This window comes from Micromonospora sp. Llam0 (assembly GCF_003751085.1).
Lineage (GTDB): Bacteria > Actinomycetota > Actinomycetes > Mycobacteriales > Micromonosporaceae > Micromonospora_E.
On record NZ_RJJY01000002.1, the window covers coordinates 1,340,278 to 1,362,571 of the forward strand.

General features: G+C 73.4%; 17 protein-coding genes. 8 read left to right on the plus strand and 9 right to left on the minus strand.

All coding sequences use genetic code 11. The features are described from left to right. Window positions 1-25: 25 nt before the first annotated feature. Together EDC02_RS33540 and EDC02_RS33545 are read right to left on the minus strand one after the other, a co-directional pair. Window positions 26-700, minus strand: coding sequence for a TrkA family potassium uptake protein (locus tag EDC02_RS33540; RefSeq protein WP_123606203.1), 675 nt, complete (start codon window positions 698-700; stop codon window positions 26-28). Then, entirely contained in the window at window positions 693-2,027 is a 1,335-nt protein-coding gene (locus tag EDC02_RS33545) for a TrkH family potassium uptake protein (RefSeq protein ID WP_123606204.1), read from the minus strand. The genes EDC02_RS33540 and EDC02_RS33545 overlap by 8 nt, the downstream gene beginning before the upstream one ends. A gap of 169 nt (window positions 2,028-2,196) precedes the next feature. On the opposite strand from EDC02_RS33545, the gene EDC02_RS33550 reads away from it, so the two are divergent. Together EDC02_RS33550 and EDC02_RS33555 are read left to right on the plus strand one after the other, a co-directional pair. After that, entirely contained in the window at window positions 2,197-3,309 is a 1,113-nt protein-coding gene (locus EDC02_RS33550) for a glycerophosphodiester phosphodiesterase (RefSeq protein WP_123606205.1), read from the plus strand. Window positions 3,310-3,333: 24 nt separating this feature from the next. Further along, window positions 3,334-5,601, plus strand: coding sequence for a DEAD/DEAH box helicase (locus EDC02_RS33555; protein ID WP_123606206.1), 2,268 nt, complete (start codon window positions 3,334-3,336; stop codon window positions 5,599-5,601). 22 nt (window positions 5,602-5,623) lie between these two features. Here the strand turns inward: EDC02_RS33555 and EDC02_RS33560 are convergent, their stop codons facing one another. Beyond that, on the minus strand, window positions 5,624-6,589 hold the full coding sequence (locus EDC02_RS33560; RefSeq protein ID WP_158632401.1) for a C40 family peptidase: 966 nt from the start codon (window positions 6,587-6,589) through the stop codon (window positions 5,624-5,626). 114 nt (window positions 6,590-6,703) lie between these two features. On the opposite strand from EDC02_RS33560, the gene EDC02_RS33565 reads away from it, so the two are divergent. Continuing rightward, on the plus strand, window positions 6,704-7,729 hold the full coding sequence (locus EDC02_RS33565; RefSeq protein ID WP_233606577.1) for a hypothetical protein: 1,026 nt from the start codon (window positions 6,704-6,706) through the stop codon (window positions 7,727-7,729). Here EDC02_RS33565 and EDC02_RS33570 read toward each other — a convergent pair. The 4 genes from EDC02_RS33570 to EDC02_RS33585 form a co-directional block, all read right to left on the minus strand. Further along, window positions 7,716-8,948 (minus strand): SAM-dependent methyltransferase, encoded by a 1,233-nt coding sequence (locus EDC02_RS33570; protein ID WP_123606207.1) that lies wholly within the window; start codon window positions 8,946-8,948, stop codon window positions 7,716-7,718. The two genes, EDC02_RS33565 and EDC02_RS33570, sit on opposite strands and share 14 nt — an antisense overlap. After that, window positions 8,945-10,666 (minus strand): DEAD/DEAH box helicase, encoded by a 1,722-nt coding sequence (locus tag EDC02_RS33575; RefSeq protein WP_123606208.1) that lies wholly within the window; start codon window positions 10,664-10,666, stop codon window positions 8,945-8,947. Before EDC02_RS33575 ends, EDC02_RS33570 begins: the two co-directional genes overlap by 4 nt. A gap of 679 nt (window positions 10,667-11,345) precedes the next feature. Then, a complete protein-coding gene (locus tag EDC02_RS33580; RefSeq protein ID WP_123606209.1) occupies window positions 11,346-11,570 on the minus strand; it encodes a DUF3107 domain-containing protein in 225 nt (74 codons plus the stop codon). 66 nt (window positions 11,571-11,636) lie between these two features. Further along, on the minus strand, window positions 11,637-12,275 hold the full coding sequence (locus EDC02_RS33585) for a TetR/AcrR family transcriptional regulator (protein WP_123606210.1): 639 nt from the start codon (window positions 12,273-12,275) through the stop codon (window positions 11,637-11,639). Window positions 12,276-12,427: 152 nt separating this feature from the next. Here EDC02_RS33585 and EDC02_RS41080 point away from each other — a divergent pair, with 152 nt between their 5' ends. From EDC02_RS41080 to EDC02_RS33610, 5 genes are all read left to right on the plus strand, one after another. Then, window positions 12,428-15,376 carry a hypothetical protein gene (locus EDC02_RS41080; protein ID WP_199758001.1) on the plus strand — a complete coding sequence of 983 codons (2,949 nt, stop codon included), beginning with the start codon at window positions 12,428-12,430 and terminating at the stop codon, window positions 15,374-15,376. 144 nt (window positions 15,377-15,520) lie between these two features. Beyond that, window positions 15,521-16,438 carry a DUF3152 domain-containing protein gene (locus tag EDC02_RS33595; RefSeq protein WP_123606211.1) on the plus strand — a complete coding sequence of 306 codons (918 nt, stop codon included), beginning with the start codon at window positions 15,521-15,523 and terminating at the stop codon, window positions 16,436-16,438. Between the two features lie 208 nt (window positions 16,439-16,646). Next, on the plus strand, window positions 16,647-17,534 hold the full coding sequence (locus EDC02_RS33600) for a DUF3152 domain-containing protein (RefSeq protein WP_123606212.1): 888 nt from the start codon (window positions 16,647-16,649) through the stop codon (window positions 17,532-17,534). A 156-nt stretch (window positions 17,535-17,690) separates the two neighbouring features. Next, window positions 17,691-18,851, plus strand: coding sequence for an adenylyltransferase/sulfurtransferase MoeZ (gene moeZ / locus EDC02_RS33605; RefSeq protein WP_123606213.1), 1,161 nt, complete (start codon window positions 17,691-17,693; stop codon window positions 18,849-18,851). 208 nt (window positions 18,852-19,059) lie between these two features. Further along, window positions 19,060-19,848: a prenyltransferase/squalene oxidase repeat-containing protein gene (locus EDC02_RS33610; protein WP_123606214.1), complete on the plus strand. Its 789-nt coding sequence runs from the start codon at window positions 19,060-19,062 to the stop codon at window positions 19,846-19,848. Window positions 19,849-19,885: 37 nt separating this feature from the next. On the opposite strand, the gene EDC02_RS33615 is transcribed toward EDC02_RS33610, so the two are convergent. Together EDC02_RS33615 and proB are read right to left on the minus strand one after the other, a co-directional pair. Continuing rightward, window positions 19,886-21,130, minus strand: a complete 1,245-nt coding sequence (locus EDC02_RS33615) for a glutamate-5-semialdehyde dehydrogenase (RefSeq protein ID WP_123606215.1) — start codon at window positions 21,128-21,130, stop codon at window positions 19,886-19,888. Between the two features lie 28 nt (window positions 21,131-21,158). Then, window positions 21,159-22,268, minus strand: coding sequence for a glutamate 5-kinase (gene proB / locus EDC02_RS33620; protein WP_199758002.1), 1,110 nt, complete (start codon window positions 22,266-22,268; stop codon window positions 21,159-21,161). Between the last annotated feature and the right edge of the window lie 26 nt (window positions 22,269-22,294).

Below are 22,294 nucleotides of genomic sequence, written 5' to 3' on the forward strand. Positions count from 1 at the left end.
CTCTGATGACGCGGTAGGTACGGGTTCAGGTGGCGGCGGCGAACCGCTGCACCTGTTCGGTGGTGCCGGAGACGATCAGCAGGGCACCTTCGCGCAGCTCAGTGTCGCCGTCGGCGTAGGTGAAGCGTTCCCCCGGTATCTTCACCCCGATCACCGTCACCCCGTACCGCGACCGCAGGTCGGTCTCGCCGAGCCGCCGGCCCGCCGTACCGCTCGGCAGCCGGGTCTCGGCGATCGAGAACCCGTCGTCGAACTCGATGAAGTCGAGCATCTTGCTGGTGATCAGGTGTGCCACCCGGTCGCCCATCGCGGCCTCCGGATAGATGACGTGCCGGGCGCCGACGGAACGCAGAATCTTGCCGTGCTTGCCGGAGACCGCCTTGGCCCACACCTCGGTGACGCCGATCTCGGCGAGGCTGAGCACGGTCAACACGCTGGCCTCGACGTCCGAGCCGATGCCGACCACCACCCGCTGGAAGTCCCGCAGACCCAGTTGACGCAGCGCCTCGGTGTCGGTCGAGTCGGCCTGCACCACGTACGTCAGCCGGTCCGCCCAGTGCTGGACCACCGCCGGGCTGGAGTCGACGCCGAGCACGTCGAAGCCCATCCGCAGCATCGAGTCGGCGACCTGGCCGCCGAACCGGCCGAGCCCGATGATGACTGCGGTCCGGGTGGACCTGGTGCCGGTACGGTCAGCCAACGATGGGTCGCTCCTCCGGGTAGTGGAACCGCCGCCGCCGGGTGTTCAACGCGATCGCCGAGCCCAACGTGACGCTGCCGATCCGGCCGACGAACATCAGCCCGGCGAGCAGCACCTGAGCGGGGTCGGGCAGGTCACCGGTGATCCCGGTGGACAGCCCGGTCGTGCCGAACGCCGACGTCACCTCGTACAGCGCCTGCTCGCCGCCGATGTCGTCGGTCAGGCTGATCAGCGCCAGCGTGCCGGCCCCGACCAGCGCCACCCCGATCAGTGCCACGGTCAGCGCCTGGCGTTGGCTGGCCGCCGCGATCCGGCGCCGGCCGATCACCACGTCGTGCTCGCCGCGCAGCTCCGACCAGATGACGAAGGCCAGCAGAAAAAAGGTGGTCACCTTGATGCCGCCGGCGGTGCTGGCGCTGCCACCGCCGATGAACATCATCCCGATGGAGACCGCCGTCGTCTCCGGGTTGAACGCTCCGTTGTCGACCGTGTTGAACCCGCCGGACCGGGTCATCACGTCCTGGAACAGCGCGGCCAGCAGCTTCTCCGGCAGGTCGAGCGGACCGAGGGTACGCGGGTTGGCCCACTCGAAGGTGAGCATGCTGACGAAGCCGGTGCCGATCAGCGCCAGCGTGCCCCACACGGTCAGCCGGGTGTGCACCGACCAGCGCTGCGGCCGGCCGTGCTCGCGGGCCAGCTCGAACAGGGCCGGGAAGCCGAGCCCGCCGACCACCACACCGACGATCAGCGGCAGGCAGATCCACCAGTCGCCGACGAACTGGACCAGCCCGTCGGAGTAGAGGGCGAAGCCGCCGTTGTTGAACGCCTGGACGGCGTGGAACAGCCCGTACCACAGGGCCCGGGGCGGCGGGTAGTCGTAGTGCAGCCACAGCCGGGCGGCCAGGATGAGGGTGATCGCCGTTTCGGCGCCGAGCATCGTCGCCGCGATCCGCAGCAGCACCCGCCGGATGTCGGACAGCGCGAGGCTGTTGGTCTCGGCCTGCGCGGTGAGCCGGCTGCGCAGCCCCAGCCGGCGGGACACCAGCAGGCCGAGCAGGGTGGCCAGCGACATGATCCCGAAGCCGCCGAGCTGGGTGAGCAGGGTGATCAGCGCCAAGCCGAGCGGCGTCCAGTAGGCCGGGGTGTCGGTGACGGCCAGCCCGGTCACGCAGACCGCCGAGGTGGCGGTGAACAGGGCCGTGACAAAGGGTGCCGCGTCGGGTCCCTGGCGGCTGGCCGGCACCATCATCAGTACGGTGCCCACGGCGATCGCCCCGAGGAACGCGATCGGCACGATCCGGGCGGGGTTTCGCAGCGGCCGGCGCATCACAGATGTCATACCACCGCAAAACCGAAAAAAACCGGAGATCGATCGGCATTCATGTGATAGTCGGCCGGTCACCGTCCGCCCGTCGCCCGCAGGTCTCCCACCCGTCGTCCCGGGCGTCTTCACTGACGCCCGACCGCGCCCCGGGAACCCCTGTGAGGAGACGACGTTGTCGCGTACTCTGCCGATCATGCTGCTCGCCGGCACCCTGCTGGCCACCATGGCGATCCCGTCCGCCGCCACCGCGACCGACCCGGCGGCCCGCGGCAAGCCGCAGGCCGAGCCGAAACCACTGGTCATCGCGCACCGAGGGGCCAGCGGCTACCGGCCGGAACACACCCTGGAGGCGTACCGGCTGGCGATCCGCCAGGGCGCCGACTACATCGAGCCCGACCTGGTGTCGACCGCCGACGGGGTGCTGGTCGCCCGGCACGAGAACGAGATCTCCGGCACCACCGACGTCGCCGACCGCGCCGAGTTCGCCGACCGGCGGACCACCAGAACCATCGACGGGCGCTCCGTCACCGGCTGGTTCACCGAGGACTTCACCCTGGCCGAGCTGCGTACCCTGCGAGCCGTGGAGCGGCTGCCGCAGGTCCGGCCGACCAACACGGCGTTCGACGGCGAGTTCGCGGTGCCGACCCTGCAGGAGGTCATCGACCTGGCCCGGTCGCAGAGCCGCCGGCTGGGCCGGACCATCGGCATCTACCCGGAGACCAAGCACCCCACCTACTTCCAGTCGATCGGACTGCCGCTGGAGGAGCCGCTGGTCGACACGCTGCGACGCAACAAGCTGACCCGGCGTACCGACGCGGTGTTCATCCAGTCCTTCGAAACCGCCAACCTGCGCAAGCTGAGCCGGATGACCAACGTGCGGCTGGTGCAGCTGCTCGGCGGCAGCGGCCGGCCGTACGACTTCGTCGTGGCCGGTGACCCGCGCGGCTACGCCGACCTGGCCACCCCGGACGGGCTCGCCTGGATCAGCCGGTACGCCGACGCCATCGGACCCACCAAGGACCTGATCGTGCCGCGCGACGCCGACGGCGCGCTGCTGGCCCCGACCTCGCTGATCCGCGACGCCCACCGGGCCCGGCTGGCGGTGCACGCCTGGACGTTCCGGGCGGAGAACCAGTTCCTGCCGGCCGACCACCGCATCGGCACCGACCCGGCCGCCCGGGGCGACATCACCGCCGAGTACGAGCTGTTCTACAGCCTCGGGCTGGACGGGCTGTTCGCCGACCACCCGGACACCGCGGTGGCGGTCCGCGCCGCCACCCGCTGACCGGTCCTTGCTACGGTCCATGGCATGACCGTGGACCGGGCCGAGTTGCGCGAACGCGCCGGGCAGACGCTGCACCGGCTGGCCGGGCCGGGCGCGACGTTGCGCGACGACCAGTGGCGGGCCATCGAGGCGCTGGTCGTCGACCGGCGGCGGGTGCTCTGCGTACAGCGCACCGGGTGGGGCAAGTCGGCGGTCTACTTCATCGCCACCGCGCTGCTGCGCGCCGGCACCGGCCCGGCTACCTCGGCCGGGTCGGCGCCGACCGCGCCAGCCGGGCCGACGGTGATCGTCTCGCCGCTGCTGGCGTTGATGCGCAACCAGGTGGCCGCCGCCGAACGGGCCGGCATCCAGGCCCGCACGATCAACTCCGCCAACCTCGACGAGTGGGACACCGTCAGCGCGGAGATCCGGGCCGGCGCGGTCGACGTACTGCTGATCAGCCCGGAGCGGCTGAACAACCCGGACTTCCGGGACAACGTGCTGCCCAGCCTGGCCGCCACCACCGGCCTGCTGGTCATCGACGAGGCGCACTGCGTGTCGGACTGGGGGCACGACTTCCGCCCCGACTACCGGCGGATCCGGACCTTCCTGCACGAGCTGCGCCCCGGCACGCCGGTGCTGGCCACCACCGCGACCGCCAACACCCGGGTCACCGACGACGTCGCCGAACAGCTCGACGCCACCAGCGCCGCTGGTGGCGCTGGTGGCGCTGGTGGCGCTGGCGAGGGCGGGGCCGGCAGGCTCGGCGACACGCTGGTGCTGCGCGGCCCGCTGGACCGCCAGTCGCTGCGGCTGGCCGTACTGGACCTGCCCGGCACCGCGCACCGGCTCGGCTGGCTCGCCGACCACCTGGACACGCTGCGCGGCTCCGGCATCGTCTACACGCTCACCGTCGCGGCGGCCGCCGAGACCGCCGAGTTCCTGCGGTCCCGGGGCTACGCCGTCGCCGCGTACAGCGGCCAGTCCGACGACGCGCAACGCCGCGCCGCCGAACAGGACCTGCTGGACAACAAGATCAAAGCCCTGGTGGCGACGTCCGCGCTCGGCATGGGCTTCGACAAGCCGGACCTCGGATTCGTGGTGCACCTCGGCGCACCGCCGTCACCGATCGCCTACTACCAGCAGGTGGGCCGGGCCGGTCGGGCGCTCGACGGCGACCGGTACGCCGACGTGGTGCTGCTGCCCGGCCCCGAGGACCAGGCGATCTGGCGGTACTTCGCGTCCCTGGCCTTCCCCCGCGAAGAACAGGTGCGCTCGGTGCTGGCCGCCCTCGAAAACGCCGGCCGTCCGCTGTCCACCCAGGCCCTGGAGCCGATCGTCGACCTGCGGCGCACCCGGCTCGAACTGATGCTCAAAGTGCTCGACGTGGACGGCGCGGTGCGCCGGGTGCGCGGCGGCTGGGTCGCCACCGGCGAGCCGTGGCACTACGACGCCGCCCGGCTGCACCGGGTGGCCCAGGCCCGCACCGCCGAGCAGCAGATCATGCAGGAGTACGCGGTACCGGCCGACACCGCACCGCCGGCCGGCCGACCCGGCTGCCGGATGGAGTTCCTCCGCCACTGCCTCGACGACCCGCAGGCCCAGCCGTGCGGGCGCTGCGACCGGTGCGCCGGCGGGTGGCTGCCGGCCGGGGTGAGCCCGGACGCGCTGCGCGCCGCCGAGACCTTCCTCGGCCGCGCCGGAGTGGAGATCCCCCCGAAGAAGCTCTGGCCGACCGGGCTGGAGGCGGTCGGCGTACCGCTGCGCGGCAAGATCGGCCCCGACGAGCAGGCACTGCCCGGCCGGGCCGTCGGGCGGCTGTCCGACCTGGGCTGGGGCAGCCGGCTGCGGGACCTGCTCGCCGCCGGCCGGCCGGACACCGCGCTGCCGGCCGACGTCGCCGGTGCGGTGATCGACGTGCTCCGCGAGTGGGCGCGCGGTGCCCAGCCCTGGCCGGCCCGACCGGTCGGGGTGGTGGCGGTCGCCTCCCGGACCCGCCCGGAGCTGGTCGCCAGCACCGCCCGACGGATCGCCGAGGTCGGCCGGCTGCCGCTGCTCGGCTCGGTCGAGCCGGCCTGGGCCGAGCCGCCGTCGGCGCAGGGCCGGGGCAACAGCGCCCAACGGGTCCGTACCGTCCATGACGCCTTCGCCGCGCCGCCGGAGCTGGCCGCGGCGCTGTCCGGGCTGACCGGCCCGGTGCTGCTGGTCGACGACCTGGTCGACACCGGCTGGACGTTGACCGTCGTGGCCCGGCTGCTGCGGCACTCCGGCGCTCCGGCGGTGCTGCCGTTCGCCCTCGCCACCACCAACTGACCAGGTCCGAGCGATCCGCCCGTCAGCCCGGTCGGCCGTAGCCCTTGATCGGCATCCGGTCGATCCGGTCGACGCGGACCACCTCACCGTGCCGCGGCGCGTGGATCATCTGGTCGGCCCCGATGTAGATCCCGACGTGCTGCACATTGCTGTAGAAGAAGACCAGGTCACCGGGGCGGAGCTGATCGCGGCCGATCCGGGTGACGGTGCCGAACTGCCGGCGGGCGTTGTGCGGCAACCGCACCCCGGCCTTCGCCCAGGCCGTCGAGGTCAGCCCGGAGCAGTCGTACGAGTGCGGCCCGGCCGACCCCCACCGGTACGGCTTGCCGAGCTGGGCGTGGGCGAAGGCGACGGCGTTGGCCGCGCGGCCGGTCGCCGCCTCGGGCAGCGGGCCGGCCCGGCTGCGGTCGGCGGCGTCAGCACCGGACCGGTCCAGCAGCGCCTGCTGGCGGTCTCGCAGCTCGGTCAGCGCCCGGATGTCCGACTCGATCTGCCGCTGCGTCGCGGACAGCTGCTCCTGCTGCAGCAGCTGCTGCTCGATCAGCGCGTTCGCCGCCCGGCGTGCCGCTTCGCTGCGGTCGCGGGTGTCGCGCAGCCCGGCGATCGTCTGCTCGTTGTCGCGGTTGATCACGTCGGCGATGAGCAGCTGGTCGACGAAGTATTCCGCCGACGCGGTGGACAGCAGGGTGGCGACGGGTCGGGCACCGTTCACCCGGTAGTTGCTGGCCGCGAGTTGGCCGACCTGATCGTGTCGGACCGCGAGCTGCCGGTCCAGTTCGATGATCGTTTCGCTGAGTCCATCAGCGCGTTCCTGGTTTTCCCGCAGGTCCACCCGGATCTCGTTGTACTGCTCGACCACCGTCTCCAACTGGTGGGCCGCCTGGTCGATCCGCCGGTCCAACTCGGCGATCGAGGCCTGCGCCTGGGCCGGAGCCGGCAGCAACGTGGCGGTTACAGCGGTGACGAGGGCGGCTGCCCTACCTGCCAAGCTATTAACGGTCACGGATGGTACAACGACCGTGCGTCGCGGAAGCCACGGCCGACGACCCGGCCGACGACCCGGCCGAGGCGTTGCCGGCCGGTAGCGACTACCGTCGGCGAGGTGGGAGAAACAGCGACCGGTGCCGGCGATCCGACGGAGCCGGCGGAGACGGTTGAGCCGACGGGGCCGACGGAGCCGGTTGAGCCGACGGATCTGGCCGGGCCGGCCGGGCCGGGGACGTCCACCGTGCGGCTGGCGACCGGGGTCGCTGCCGTCGTGCTCGCGATGCTCGCCGGGTTCGCCCTGGGCCGGGCGGTGACCGCCCCGACCAGCATCGGCACCCAGTACGCGGCCGGCGCGGCCGACCACACCCACCCGCCCGGGACCACACCGCACGTGCACGGCGCCGGCACCGACGGCGGTGACGGCGGTGACGGCGGTGACCAGGTGTCCGGCCTGTCGGTCAGCGTCGGCGGCTACACCCTGGCGCCGGTGCAGCGGCAGCTACCGGTCGGCGACCAGGTCGACCTGCGCTTCCAGATCGTCGACGCCGATCAGCGGCCGGTCACCGCCTTCGACGTGGTGCACGACAAGCCGATGCACCTGATCATCGCCCGCCGGGATCTGACCGGCTACCAGCATCTGCACCCGACGATGGCACCGGACGGCACCTGGAGCGTCCCGGTCCGGCTGGCCGCCGCCGGCATCTGGCGGCTCTACACCGACTTCACCCTGCGCGACTCCGGCGGTACGCCGGTCGCGTTGACCCTCGGCGTCGACCTCGTGGTGGCCGGCGAGTACCTGCCGACCGACCTGCCGACCGCAGCCGACACCGCCGAGGTGGACGACTTCACCGTACGGATGCGCGGGGTCGCGCAGCGCGGGGTGGTGACGCCGCTGCTGTTCGAGGTGAGCCGGGCCGGCCGGGCCCCGACGCTGGAGCCATACCTCGGCGCGTACGGGCATCTGGTCGCGCTGCGCGACGGCGACCTCGGCTACCTTCACGTGCATCCGGAGGCCGAGTTGGTCGACGGCGCGGTGAAGTTCTGGCTGACCGCCCCGAGCTCCGGCGACTACCGGCTGTTCCTGGACTTTCAGGTGGCCGGCGAGGTGCACACCGCCGAGTTCACCGTCACGGTCGACTGACCGCGGTCGCCCCGGCGGCGTCCGGCACGGTCGACGGGGCGGCGTCGGGCACCATCGCCCCGGCGGCGTCCGGCAACACCGGCAGCAGGGTCTGCAGCCGGGGGGTCACCGCCCACTGGTCGACCAGCGCCCGGTAGGCCCGGTGCTGCTCGCGCCGGTCCGGTACGCCGCCGCGCCGGGCCCGCAGCAGCAGGTTGCGCGGCGTGTGCTGGGAGTCGATGAACTCGACCACGTCCACCCGGTAGCCGTACGCCCGGAGCAGGGTCGCCCGCAGCGTGTCGGTGAGCACGTCGGCGAACCGCTCCCGCAGGATGCCGGCGGAGACCAGCGGCCCGTACGGCTGCGGTGCCGGCTGCCGGCGCAGCTGGGCGGCGATGTCGTGATGGCAGCAGGGCGCGGCCAGCACCCACCGGGCCTGCCAGTCGACCGCCCGGGCCAACGCCTCGTCGGTGGCGGTGTCGCAGGCATGCAACGCCAGCACCAGGTCCGGTGCCGGCTCGACCGGTGCCTGCTGGATCGTGCCGGCGACGAACCGGACCTGCCCGGCGCAGCCGAGCTGGTCGGCGAGCGCGGTGTTGCGCCGCCGCTGGTCCTCGCGGACGTCGACGCCGGTCACCACCGGCTCCACGCCGCAGGCAATCAGGTAGCGGTAGGCGGCGAAGGTCAGGTAGGCGTTGCCGCAGCCCAGGTCGACGACGTGCAGCGGCCCGGTGGGCAGCGGGTCGGGCAGGGTGGCGGCGAGTGCCCGCAGGAACGCGTCGACCTGGCGACGTTTCGCGGCGTTGGCACCGATCGCGGCGAACAGCGGGTCGTCCGGATCCAGCAGGTACCGCTTGGCCCGGTCGTGGTCGCCGGGGCCGGTGTCGGCCCGGTCGGCGGTCGACCGGTGCACCTGCGCGGTGCCCTTCTTGGTCACCCGCAGCTGCAGGGTGCTGGTGCTGGTCTCGACGTGCCAGTTCCCGAACGGCTCGGCGAGCAGCTGGTCGACCGCGGCTTCGGCCGGGGCACCCGGCGGCAGGTTACGGGTCACCGGACGGGTGCCGTCGTTGGTGACGATCTGCAGATGGGTACCGGCCCGCAGGGCGACCGGCCGGAGCTCGGCCCGAACGACCGACGGGGCGGCGTTGCGCCGACGCCCAGCGGCGACCGCCCGGGTGAGCTGCGGGCTGAGCAGCAGCGCCCGGACGTCGTCGAGGGCGTCGGCGAGGGAACGGGTCAGTTGTCGCCGCCGCCGGCCTGGTCGGCCCGGCCGGCACCGCCGGAGCCACCCCGGCGGCGCCGGCGGCGGCGCGTCGAACCGCCCGAGCTGCCGTCCGACGTGGCGGCGGCCGCGATCTCCGTACCGCCGGTGGACGCCGCACCGGAGTCGGTGGCGGCACCGCCGTCGACGAGTTGGCCGCCGCGCCGCCGCCGACGTGGCCGGCGGCTGGCCGGGGCACCGTCCTCGCCGCCGGTCGTCGCGGTGGCGGCGGACCGGTCGGTGTCGTCCGGCGCGGCGGATCGGCGGGACCGCGACGACCGGCGGCCCCGGCTGTCACCGCGCGCTCCACGCTCGGCGCGGCCGTCGCCGTCACCGCGCCGCCGTCGGCCGGCGCTGCGACCGCCGAGGTCCTCCTCGACCTCGGCGGACAGCCCGGCGCGGGTGCGGTCGGCGCTGGGCAGCGTGCCGGAGACGTCGCGGGAGATGTCCAGGTCGGCGTAGAGGTGCTCGGAGGTGTGGTACGTCTCCGGCGGCTCGGGCATCTCCAGCCCGAGGGTCTTGTCGATGATCCGCCACCGGGTCATGTCCTCCCAGTCGACGAAGGTCACCGCCACCCCGGTCGCGCCGGCCCGGCCGGTGCGGCCGATCCGGTGGGTGTAGGTGTCCTGGTCCTCCGGGCAGTCGTAGTTGATGACGTGGGTGACGCCGGAGACGTCCAGACCGCGAGCGGCGACGTCGGTGGCCACCAGGATGTCGATCTTTCCGGTACGGAAGGCGCGCAGCGCCCGTTCCCGGGCCCCCTGGCCGAGGTCGCCGTGCACGGCGGCCACCGCGAAGCCACGGAAGTCCAGGTCCTCGGCGACCCGGTCGGCCGCCCGCTTGGTACGCGTGAAGATCATCGTCAGCCCGCGCTCCTCGGCCTGCAGGATCCGGGAGACGATCTCGATCTTGTTCATCGGGTGGGTGCGGTAGACCACCTGACGGGTCAGCGGGGGGACGCCCGCCTCCGTGGTGTGCCCGGCGTGGATGGTCACCGGCTGGCGCAGGAACCGCCGGGAGAGGGCCACGATCGGGTCGGGCATGGTGGCGGAGAACAGCATCGTCTGCCGGTCCTCGGGCAGCATTGCCAGGATCCGCTCGACGTCGTCGAGGAAGCCCAGATCGAGCATCCGGTCGGCCTCGTCCAGCACCAGTGCCCGGATCCGGTCGAGCCGCAGCTTCTTCTGCTTGGCCAGGTCCATCAACCGACCCGGCGTACCGACCAGGATCTCCACGCCGGAGCGCAGCGTCTCGATCTGCGGCTCGTACGCGACGCCACCGTAGATCGGCAGCACCCGCACGCCGCGGGTGCTGCCGGCGGCGGCCAGGTCCTTGGCGACCTGCAGGCCGAGCTCGCGGGTCGGGACGACGACCAGTGCCTGCGGTACGCCGTCACCGCCCTCGGCCGGGGCGAGCACCCGGTCGATGAGCGGTACGCCGAAGCCGAGAGTCTTGCCGGTCCCGGTCGGTGCCTGGCCGATCAGGTCGCTGCCGCGCAGCGCGATCGGCAGGGCGTACTCCTGGATGGCGAAGGCGTGGACGATGCCAACCTCGGCGAGCGCGGTCACCGTCTCCGGGCGGGCGCCCAGGTCGGCGAAGGTGGGGCTGTCCGGCCGTGCCGGTGGGCGTTTCGCCGGCTCGTCACCGACGTTGTGATCGAACTCGTCACCGGCGTTGTGATCGAAAATGTCAGTCATCAGGTGTCGGGGGTGCCTCTCGTGGTGCGCCCCGCCTGTTCCTGAGGGCGCGTGTCGGATGCGGCGCCGCGACGGCGCCGGTTGTGCGGCGCGCAGGGTGCGCGCCGGTTGTGGTCGGTGCCGGAAGGGCGCCGGTTGTGCGGCGCGCCGAGCCGGCGCGTCCGATGGTCGTCGGCACCGACGTCGTGTCGGTGCGGTGCGGGTGCTGCGACGTGCCGCCGCGATGCCGGGGCGACGCGTTGTCTGCGGCATGCCGCAGTGCGTCAGTTGACGGCGCTGGCCACACGCGATCGACAGGTCGCGGGCCGCACGCGCGCCGCGAACCCCGCTCGAGCATCCTCGACGGCCGCAGCATTGCTGACCATGGTAGCTGACGGTCCGCGTCGACGTGGAGATCCTCGGCGACGGCGGCCGGACCGACGACTCAGCTGTGGTTCTTGTCACGCCGTCGGGGTGGTGCGGGCACGGCGGCGGTGACGAACGGCACGGTCGTCGGCGGTGTCGGCCGAGCAGAGTCGCGACCGGGCCGCAATCGCGACCGGCGCGGTGATCTGGCGGGTGATCTGGGCGGACCGATCCGGATCAGGGTGAACCGATCCGGATCGGTGCGGTCGGCAGCCGGGAGTCAGCAGCCGTGAGTCGGCGGCCGGCTTGGCAGCTTCGGGCCGGTCAGGTCAGGTCAGCGGACGGTGAAGCCGACCGAACGGGGAGCGGCCTCGGCGATCTCGACGTACGCGATCTTGCTGACCGGGACGATGACCCGGCGGCCGCGCTCGTCGGTGAGTGACAGAGTCCCCTCGGTCGCGATTGCCTGGGTCACGATCTGCTCGATCTCAGCCGGTGACTGGGCACTGTCCAGAACGAGCTCGCGCGGCGCGTACTGCACGCCGATCTTGACCTCCACGGGTCCTCCTTGAGGTGGGCGAAAACAACGCCAACGCGAAGGTTAGCCGATGCGGACGCACTGTGTTCAGGATGCCTCGCCCTGCAGCGGGAACCCGGCGATGCCCCGCCAGGACAGTGCGGCGAGCAACGACTCGGCTTCGCCCTTGGGCACCTGTCGACCACCGGCCAACCAGAACTGGGCGGCGGTCTCGGCCGCGCCGACCAACCCGGAGGCGAGCAGTTCGGCCCGGGACCGGCTCACCCCGGTGTCCGAGATGATGGTGTCGGTGATCGACGCGATGCACTCGCGTTCGACGCGCTCCACCCGGGCCCGTACCAGCGGTTCGTTGCGCAGGTCGGAGTCGAAGACCAGCCGGAAGGCGCCGCTCTCCTCGTCGACGAAGTCGAAGTAGGCCTGCACCGCCCCGCTGACCCGTTCCTTGTTGTCGGTGGTCGCGGCCATCGCGGCGGCGACTTTCGCGATGATGGCGTCGCAGTGCGTGTCGAGCAGTGCCAGATACAACTCCAGCTTGCCCGGAAAATGCTGATAAAGCACCGGCTTCGACACGCCGGCCCGCTCCGCGATGTCGTCCATCGCCGCCGCGTGGTAACCCTGCGCGACGAACACCTCCTGGGCGGCGGCGAGCAGCTGCTTGCGGCGGGCGGACCGCGGCATCCGGGCCGGTCGGCCGCTTGTCTGTGCGTCGCTCGACGCAGCGGTCATGTCGAACCTCCGAGTCCGGTCGCGGCCATCTGGTCGGCGAAGAAACGAAACGATCAGTGCATATCACCTGGCCGGTCGATTGGCCCGACGTTGCAACTTATCGCCACTGTCAGCACACGGTAGCCTCAGCGGGGGCGACCGAGGAGCGCACGGTGGACGAATCAGGTGAACCCCGCGGGGCCGCACCGGGACCAGAGGACGGCGGAGCGGATCCGCGAGACCGTCGTGACCAGGGCATGGGCAGTTGGACGGGGTCGCCGACCCGGTGGTCGGACGGCTCGGGTGTCGGCCCGGACGCCGACCGTGCCGGTGCCGGCTGGGCCGCCCGCGACGAACCGGTGAGCGGCCCGCACTGGGCCGACCCGCCGTCCCGGTACGCCGAGGTGCTGCCGTTCACCCGGACCCCGCGCGGCGGCTCACCCGCCCGCGGCTCCCGCAGCACCGACAACGGCCGTGCCACCGCCGTCAACGGCCGGCCGGTCTCCGGGCCGGCCGAGACCGTGGTACCGACCCCACGCCCCGCGCCGGCCGGTGAGTCGATCCAGCCGGGCGGCACGGACACCGGACGGGCCGACGACGAGCCGACCGCCCGGGTGGCCGGTGGGCCTGCCGACGACCCGCCCGCAGCTGGTGGCCCCGCTGAGCGCCGTGGCGGTGACAACCCACGCCCGGCCCCGACGCCGGTCAACCCGCCGCCCCGCTGGCAGGAGACGGCCCGGGTGGTGCCGACCGCGCCGCTGCGCGCGGTGCCGGTGGCCTCGGCGGCACCGGTGTCGCCCGCCCGGCCGGCCCGCCCCGGCACCCCACCGGGCTTCCAACCGCCGACCACCGGTCGGCCAGCCGAGCGACGGTCCGAGCCCGATGACCGCCCGGTCGAGCCCGACCGGCAGCGCAGCGCGCAGTCCGGCCTTCCGCCCGACCGCCCTGCGATGTCGACCGACCGGCCCGGCTCCCCGGGCACGCCAGCCGACCGGTCTGCTGGCGGCCCCGCCGGCCGTACGGCGGACGCAGCCAGACACGACGAACCGGCCCGCCGCGACGACCTTGCCCCGGCACCGCCGCAGCCTGCTGGGCAGCCCTCCGACCCGGGTCCGCTCCGGCAGCCGACCGGCGAATGGCCCGGTCCAGGTGCTGTCGGGCCGTGGTCCCGGCAGGTGACCGGCGAATGGCCCCGGCCCGGTGCCACCGACGAGTGGCGACGGCCGGTCCCGACCAGCGCCGTACCGGCCGCCGACCAGTGGCATCGACAGAGCGCCACCGGCGAATGGCCGCGACCGACCAGCTCCGCCGCCTGGGACCGGCCCTCCGGCGACGACGCGGGCCACCGGACCCAGCGTGGTCAGGGGGCGCCCTCCGGGCCGACGTCCGGGCCTCCGGCCGGTGAGCCGGACTGGTCGTACGGGCAGCGCTGGTCGGCGTCGGAGCCGGGCTGGACGGACGGACCGACCGATTCGAGCTGGGCGGCCACGGAATCCGGCGGTCAGGTGTGGGCGGCCGAGGCCGCCAGTGGGCCGAGCGGCCCGGCGGAACGGGACGACATCGAGCCGCCGGCCTGGTCCGACGACCAGACCACCACCGCTGACAGCGGCTGGTCCGGTCCGCCGCCACCGAGCTGGGGCGGCGACGACCGCGGCGGCTGGCCGGGCGCGGCGAGCGGCGAGTCGGGCTGGGCGATGCCGGATCCGCCGACCGTGCCGGAGGAGATGCCGTGGCGCCCCGACCGCCCGGCCGACCTGGGCCAGGCGGCCGGGTACCGGCCGGTCAGTGGCCAGCCCCGGTACGAGCCGACGGCTCCCGCCGGGCAGTACGGACCGGGGCGGCCCGGCCAGGGTGACAGCGACGGGGACGCCGACGACCTGATGCCCCGCCGCCGGGCGGTTTCCCGCCGTGCGGACGACGAACTGGGCGAGGCGACGGTGTCCGGGCCGGCTGTGGCACCGGTGACTGCCGAGCCGGCCGGTGCTGCGCTACCGCCGGTCGAACATCCGGCGGATCTGTCCGCCACCCCCATCGCGGCTGCCGCGCTGGACGCGTTGCCGCAGCGGGTTCCCGCCGACCCGGACGTGCCGACCGTGCCACAGCAGCTGCCGCCGGTCGAACACGCGGCAGAGACGCCGGAGCTCGCGCGGATCGCGTCCCACCTGCGCCGAGGCGACGTCGTCGACCAGCCGCAGGAGCGGCCGGAAGGCTTCGACGTCGGAGCGATCCTGGCGGCGGTACGCGGCGTCGGCGGAGTCCGCGACGCCTCGCTGCGGACCACCGACGCCGGTGCCCACAGCCTCCGGCTCGACCTGGCCGAAGGTGCCGACCCGGCGGAGGTGAGCCGGTTGGTGGCGCGGCTGCTCCAGGAACGGATGGGCCTGGCGGCGGCCCCGCAGAACCTGCCGGGTGTCGAACCCGACCACGGGCTGCCGGCGTTGCCCGGCCGCGCCGATCTGCCGGCGCCGGGTCGGCCGCCGGGCTCGACGGCTCCGCCGCCGACGGCACCGGGCGGCGTACCCGGCTGGGTCGCCCCGGAGCCGGCGGACGTACCGCGCCGCCGCCGACAGCCGCTGGGTCCCCGCCCCGGCCAGGACGATCCGCCGCCACGGCACGCGGGTACGGCCGCCGCGACAGCCGCTGTGCCGTGTGTGGAGCCGAGTGGCACCGCGCCGGAGAGCGGGCCGCCCAGGCCGCTGAACCCGGGTGGTCGGCCCGGCCCCCGGGTCGTGCTGGACCACGTCCAGGTCAGCACATTCGGCGTGGACGCCACCGTCGAGGTGCGACTGACCGCCGGCCGGCGGACCACGTCCGGTGTGGCGACCGGACCGGCGGTCGACGGGTACGTGCTGCGGCTGTGCGCGGTGGCCGCCGCCTCGGCGATCGAGAAGCTGTTGGCCGGCCCGGCCGGCGCGGCGGACCGGGGACGGTGCATCGTCGAGCACGCGGCCGTGGTGCCGATGGGCGGCTGCGAGGTGGCGGTGGTCGTGGTCCTGCTCGCCTGCGGTGGCTGGGTGGAGCAGTTGGCCGGTTCGGCGGTCGTCTCGGGGGACCCGCGGCAGGCTGTGGTGAGAGCCACACTCGCCGCCGTCAACCGGCGACTGGATGCTCTGCTGGCCTGATCGGCACGCATCTGCGGCCTGATCGGCAGCGGTCCGGCGGCCTGACCGGTCGCTCAGTGGCCCGGTCGGCCAGACGGCGTGCCCGGACCGACGCGCCGATCCGGGGTGCCCGGACCGGCGTTCGCTGTGGCACGCTGGTCAGCGATGTCAGACCGCCGCACCCGCCCGACACGCCGTGACCACCCGTCCGGGGCACGGAGCCGGTCGGCGCACCGCCGGCAGCGGCGGGACGCGTCGCGTACCCGTCGGCGGCAGCTGCGGTGGCCGGTGCTGGCGGCGCTGCTGGTGACCGTGCTCGGGCTGGCCGCGATCGGGTTCGCGCTACCCCGGGTCGGAGTGGGCGGCGATCGGGACGCGATGGCCGCGCCGCCCGGCGGCACCGCAGCGGCGACGCCCAGCGTCGACCCGCCAACGACGACCGGCCCACCGCCGACGACCGCGCCACCAGCGCCGGTGCTGCGGCTGTCCGGCACGGCGCCGTCGGCCGGCAGCGGCGAGTTCGACTTCAGCTCGAAGCAGGGGAAGATCGCCGGTCGGTCCGGCACCCTGCGCCGCTACCGGGTGGCCGTGGAGATCGGCTCCGAGGAGGACGTCGAGGCGTTCGGTGACACGGTGGAGAAGCTGCTCTCCGACGAACGGAGCTGGATCGGCGGCGGTCAGCTGCGCCTGCAGCGGGTGCCGGACCAGGCCGGCCACGACTTCACGGTCTACCTGGCCACCGCGCAGACCGCCGCCCGGATGTGCCAGGCCGGCTGGGTGGACATCCGGATCGACGGCGAGCCGTACACCTCGTGTCGGGCGCAGGGCCAGGCGATCATCAACCTGGACCGCTGGCGGTTCTCGGTCGACCACTACGTCAGCGGCGAGGTCCCGCTCGACGTCTACCGGGCGTACGTGATCAATCATGAGGTCGGCCACGAGCTGGGCTACGGCCACGAGCGCTGTCCGGGGGAGGGCGAGCCGGCCCCGGTGATGATGCAGCAGACCCTGTTCCTCAAGGGATGTGTGGCCAACCCGTGGCCGTTCCTGGCCGGTGAGCGGTACGCCGGTCCCCCGTTGTGATCCGGCCGCTCGGCGGATCGTCGGAGGATACGGGGCGTACGGTCGGATTGAATCCCTGAGCCGATGATCCCCGCGCGTCGTTCGGGCCTTACCGACATGCCGTGACAATCTGGGCAGGTCAGGCCAGGGATTCGCGCCGGTTCGCCCCCTGTCGTGCACCAGTCCGACCGGCGCGGGTGGCGAAGCACGCCATGAGGGGCGGGCCACGATGCACGACCGACGACGAGTCACCGAGGAGCCGGACCGCCGGCCGGGCCACGGGCCGGACCGCCAGCGGGATCACCGGACGGACCGGCGACGAGCGGCGCGGCGCCGACGCCGCCGGGCCGGGGCACTCGTCCTGGTGACGATGGCGGCGGCGCTGATCGTCACCGACGTCCTGCGAGCCGGTTCCGGCGCCACCGGGCTGCTGGCGGCGGCGGTACGCGAGCCCGGCCCCGGCGGCGGGGCGGCACCCGCCGGCAGCGCACCGTCGGACGGCGCCGGTCTGCCGCCGACCTCATCGCCGGCCCCATCGCCGGCCAGCTACCCGGAGACCGGGCCGGGTACCTTCGGCTACCTCACCGGGACCGGCCGGCTGCTCGGCTGGGCCGGGGACCTACGCCGGTTCCGGGTCGCCGTCGAGGACGGGACCGGTCAGCGCGCCGACGAGTTCGCGGCCATCGTCGACGCGACGCTCGGCGACGAACGCAGTTGGATCGCCTCCCGGCAGTTCCGGCTGCAGCGGGTGTCCCGGGTCGACGCCGCCGAGTTCACCATCTACCTGGCCACCCCGGGCACCTCGGAGCAGATGTGCGCGCTCGGTGGGCTGTCCACCGAGAAGTACACCTCGTGCCGACTGCCCGGCCAGGTGATCATCAATCTGGCGCGCTGGCTGGAGGCGGTGCCGCACTACGACGGAACGCTCGCCGAGTACCGCGCCTACGTGATCAACCACGAGGTCGGTCACCAGTTCGGCATGGGCCACGAACTCTGCCCGGCACCCGGCCGGCCCGCTCCGGTGATGCAGCAGCAGACGTACGGAATGCAGGGTTGCGTGGCCAACGGCTGGCCCTACCTGGACGGAAAGCGGTACGCCGGCCCACCGATGACCTGACCGGGAGCGACCGGCCCACGGTGCCGGGTGCCGACCCGCGCCGGGAGCGGCTATTCCCGGATCCCGGATGGCGGGCGGTGTCGCTACTCATGGCCGAGTCGGCGCGAAGCGAGCAACAATAGCGCAGCCAGCATTGCCGATCCCGGGGAGTTCACCGTGTCGTTGCCCCCGCTCGTCGAACCCGCCGCCGAGCTGACCGTCGATGAGATCCGCCGCTACTCGCGGCACCTCATCATCCCGGATGTCGGGGTCGACGGCCAGAAACGCCTCAAGAACGCCAAGGTGCTCTGCGTGGGCGCCGGTGGGCTCGGCTCACCCGCCCTGATGTACCTGGCCGCGGCCGGTGTCGGGACGCTGGGCATCGTCGACTTCGACACCGTCGACGAGTCGAACCTGCAGCGTCAGATCATCCACGGCCAGTCGGACATCGGCCGGTCCAAGGCCGAGTCGGCCGCGTCGTCGGTCCGGGAGATCAACCCGTACGTCAACATCCAGATCCACGACGTGTCGCTGGACAACGACAACGTCTTCGACATCTTCGGCCAGTACGACCTGATCCTCGACGGCACCGACAACTTCGCCACCCGCTACCTGGTCAACGACGCCTGCGTGCTGCTCGGCAAGCCGTACGTGTGGGGGTCGATCTACCGGTTCGACGGCCAGGTCAGCGTCTTCTGGGACCAGCACGGCCCGAACTACCGGGACCTCTACCCGGAGCCGCCGCCGCCCGGCATGGTGCCGTCGTGCGCCGAGGGCGGCGTGCTCGGGGTGCTCTGCGCCTCGATCGGGTCGATCATGGTGACCGAGGCGATCAAGCTGATCACCGGCATCGGTGATCCACTGCTCGGCCGGCTGATGGTCTACGACGCCCTGGAGATGACCTACCGGGTCATCAAGATCCGCAAGGACCCGAACGGCGAGCCGATCACCGGCCTGATCGACTACGACGACTTCTGCGGCGCGGTGTCCACCGAAGCCGAGGAGGCCGTCGTCGACTCCACCATCACCGCCCGCGAACTGAAGGACTGGCAGGACGCCGGCAAGGACTTCTTCCTGATCGACGTCCGGGAGCCGGCCGAGTACGAGATCGTCAAGATCCCCGGCTCGACGCTGATCCCCAAGGGCGAGTTCCTCAACGGCGAAGCCCTGGCGAAGCTGCCGCAGGGCCGGCAGATCGTGCTGCACTGCAAGTCCGGCGTACGGTCGGCCGAAGCCCTCGCCGCGGTCAAGGCCGCCGGCTTCGCCGACGCCGTGCACGTCCAGGGCGGGGTGCTCTCCTGGGTCAAGCAGATCGACCCGTCGCTGCCCAGCTACTGATGTCGCTGCCCAGCTACTGATCCAGCGGCCGGTGGCCGCCAGCCCTCCGGGGCCGGTGGCCGCCCGCTGCGGGCCGGCGGCCACCGGCCGGTCATGACGGTGCCGCCGGGGATCCGGTCCGTCCAGGTCCCCGGCCGGCTAGTTGACCTTGACTGAGTTACCGAGGCGGACCGGCGGACCCGCCGGTAGCCTGTCGTCCGTGGTCGATATGGATGCCGCCATCGGGTTCGTCGTCGCGCACGGCGACACCGTGGACCGGGCCCGGCTGTCCTGGTTGCGGACCGGGACCGCCCCGCAGCCCGACGCCCTCACCAGCGCCGAGATCGGCCAGGCCCCGGACGGCGGCTGGCCCGCCTTCTGGGCCGGCGACGTCGCCTCGGTCGACGCCACCTGCTTCCGCCTCGCTGAGCTGGACGACCTCGGAGCGCTCGACCGGCCACCGGCCCGCAAGGCACTCGACTGGCTGGCCGCCCGGCAACGGGCCGACGGCAGCTGGGAAGAGGACGAGAGCCTGGCCGCCGAGGCACCCGACTGGGCACGGCCCGGCGACCCGGAAGCCACCTACTACCTGACCGCCAACGCCGGCTACTGGCTGAGCGTCGCCGACACCGACGGTGCCGGCGACCCCGGTCACCGCGCCGCCGCGCAGCGCGCCGCCCACTACCTGGCTGCCCAGATGCGCCCGGACGGCACCTGGCCGTCGTACCTGCTGGCCGGCTGGTTGGCCGCCGCCACCCTCTACCGGCAGACCATGTTCTACGAGTCGGCCCGGATGCAGGTGGTGCTCAACGACCGGCTCGCCACCATGACCCCCGGCGACGTCGCCCAGCTGGCCGCCGCGCTGCGCCGGGCCGGCCTGGCCGACGACGACTGGCTGCTGACCAACGCCCGCCGCCGGCTGGCCACCACCCAGCGCAGCGACGGCGGCTGGGACAGCGACGCGGGCGACGCGTTCGAGGTGCACGTCGTCCTGGCCGCGATCCGCGCCTGCCGCTGACCGGCCTGCCGGCGGGCGCGCCCGCCGTCGGGTGGGGTTACCCGCGCAGGTGGCCGTCGCCGGTGACCACGTACTTCGTCGAGGTCAGCTCCGGCAGCCCCATCGGGCCGCGGGCGTGCAGCTTCTGGGTGGAGATGCCGATCTCCGCGCCGAAGCCGAACTGCCCGCCGTCGGTGAACCGGGTCGACGCGTTCACCATCACCGCGGCCGCGTCGACCCGGGCCACGAACTCCCGGGCGGCGCTCGCCGAGTCGGTGACGATCGCCTCGGTGTGCCCGGTGCCGTACCGCTTGATGTGCGCCACCGCCGCGTCGAGCGAGCCGACGACGGCGACCGAGATGTCGGCCGAGAGGTACTCGGTGGCGAAGTCGTCGTCGGTGGCCGGCACCACGTCGGCCGAGAACGCCGCCACCTCCGGGGTGCCGTGCACGGTCACCCCGGCGTCACGCAACGCCGCCAGCAGCTTCGGCAGGAACGCCGCCGCCACGTCCACGTGCACCAGCAGCGACTCGGCGGTGTTGCAGGTCGACAGCCGCTGCGTCTTCGAGTTGACCGCCACGGCGAGGGCCTTGTCCAGGTCGGCGGCGGCGTCGACGTACACGTGGCAGTTGCCGACCCCGGTCTCGATCACCGGCACCGTCGACTCCTCGACCACGGTGCGGATCAAATCCGCCCCGCCGCGCGGGATCAGCACGTCGACCAGGCCGCGCGCCCGCATCAGCTCCTTGACCGAGTCCCGCGACGAGGCGTCCAGCAGCTGCACCGCGTCCGCCGGCAGTCCGGCACCGACCAGCGCGGCCCGCAGCACCTCGACCAGGACCGCGTTGGAGTGCGCCGCCGACGACGAGCCGCGCAGCAGCGCCGCGTTGCCCGACTTCAGGCAGATCCCGGCGGCGTCGACGGTCACGTTCGGCCGCGCCTCGTAGATGATGCCGACCACCCCGAACGGCACCCGCACCTGCCGCAGCTCCAGCCCGTTCGGCAGGGTCGAGCCGCGCACCACCTCGCCGACCGGGTCGGCCAGCCCGGCCATCGCCAGCAACGCCTGCGCCATGTCTTCAATGCGCTTCTCGTTGAGGGCGAGGCGGTCCAGCAGCGCCGTCGACAGGCCGTTGGCCCGTCCCGCCGCCAGGTCGGCCGCGTTCGCGGCCACGATCTCGGCGGTACGGGCGACGAGCGCATCGGCCATCGCCAGCAACCCGGCGTCCTTGGCCGCCCGGGTCGCGGTGACCAGCTCGTCGGCGGCCACCCGCGCCCGGCGGCCCTGCTCGGTCACGCTCATGGTCAGCTTCTCCTCGATTGTCGTGTGGTCATAGGAGCACCAGGTCGTCGCGGTGCACGACCTCCCGCTCATATCCTGGCCCTAGTGCCGCGGCCAGCTCACCGGTGGACCGGCCGAGCAGCGTCGGCAGCTCCACCGCGTCGTAGTTGACCAGCCCACGGGCCACCGGCGCACCCGCCGCGTCGACCAGGTCGACCGGGTCGCCGGCGGTGAACGTACCGTCGACGGCGGTGATCCCGGCCGGCAGCAGCGACTTGCGGCGGGCCACCACCGCCTGCACCGCGCCGGGATCCAGGTGCAGCCGGCCCCGGGGCGCGGTGGCGTGCGCCAGCCAGAACAGCCGGGCGGCGGGCCGGCGCTCCACCCGGTGGAACAGGGTGCCGACCGCGTCACCGCGCAACGCTTCGGCGGCGAGCGGGGCGGCGGTCAGCACCACCGGGATACCGAATCCGGTGGCGATCCGGGCCGCCTCCACCTTGGTGACCATGCCGCCGGTGCCGACCCCGGCCCGCCCGGCCTTGCCGATCGCCACCCCGGCCAGATCGGCGGCGTCGCGCACCTCGGAGATCCGTTCACTGGCCGGCTTCGCTGGGTCGCCGGTGTAGAGGGCGTCGACGTCGGACAGCAGCACCAGCAGATCGGCGTGGACCAGGGCGGCGACCAGGGCGGCCAGCCGGTCGTTGTCGCCGAACCGGATCTCGTCGGTGGCGACGGTGTCGTTCTCGTTGACGATCGGGATCGCCCCGAGGTCGAGCAGCTTGCGCAACGTCCGGTACGCGTTGCGGTAGTGCGCCCGCCTGGTCACGTCGTCCGCGGTCAGCAGCACCTGGCCCGTCGTCAGACCGTGCCGGGCCAGGCTGGCGGCGTACCGGCCGATCAGCAGCCCTTGCCCGACGCTGGCCGCCGCCTGCTGGGTGGCCAGGTCACGCGGGCGTCGGGTCAGCCCGAGCGGCGCGAGCCCGGCCGCGATCGCCCCGGAGGAGACGAGCACCACCTCACGTCCGTCGTCCGTCAGGGCGGCGAGGACGTCGACGAGGGCGTCGACCCGGTCGCCGTCCAGGCCGCCGCCCGCTGTCGTGAGGGACGAGGAGCCGATCTTGACGACGACCCGCTTCGCCTGGGTAACTGCGGCACGCACCCGCCCATTGTGCGTGCCGGCGTGCG

Bases quoted from the DNA above. Each gene is read 5' to 3' on its own strand.
- EDC02_RS33545 (WP_123606204.1), bottom strand. From the start codon at position 2,027: ATGCGCCGGCCGCTGCGAAACCCCGCCCGGATCGTGCCGATCGCGTTC.
- EDC02_RS33555 (WP_123606206.1), top strand. From the start codon at position 3,334: ATGACCGTGGACCGGGCCGAGTTGCGCGAACGCGCCGGGCAGACGCTG.
- EDC02_RS33575 (WP_123606208.1), bottom strand. From the start codon at position 10,666: ATGACTGACATTTTCGATCACAACGCCGGTGACGAGTTCGATCACAAC.
- EDC02_RS33585 (WP_123606210.1), bottom strand. From the start codon at position 12,275: ATGACCGCTGCGTCGAGCGACGCACAGACAAGCGGCCGACCGGCCCGG.
- EDC02_RS33595 (WP_123606211.1), top strand. From the start codon at position 15,521: ATGTCAGACCGCCGCACCCGCCCGACACGCCGTGACCACCCGTCCGGG.
- EDC02_RS33600 (WP_123606212.1), top strand. From the start codon at position 16,647: ATGCACGACCGACGACGAGTCACCGAGGAGCCGGACCGCCGGCCGGGC.
- EDC02_RS33610 (WP_123606214.1), top strand. From the start codon at position 19,060: ATGGATGCCGCCATCGGGTTCGTCGTCGCGCACGGCGACACCGTGGAC.
- EDC02_RS33615 (WP_123606215.1), bottom strand. From the start codon at position 21,130: ATGAGCGTGACCGAGCAGGGCCGCCGGGCGCGGGTGGCCGCCGACGAG.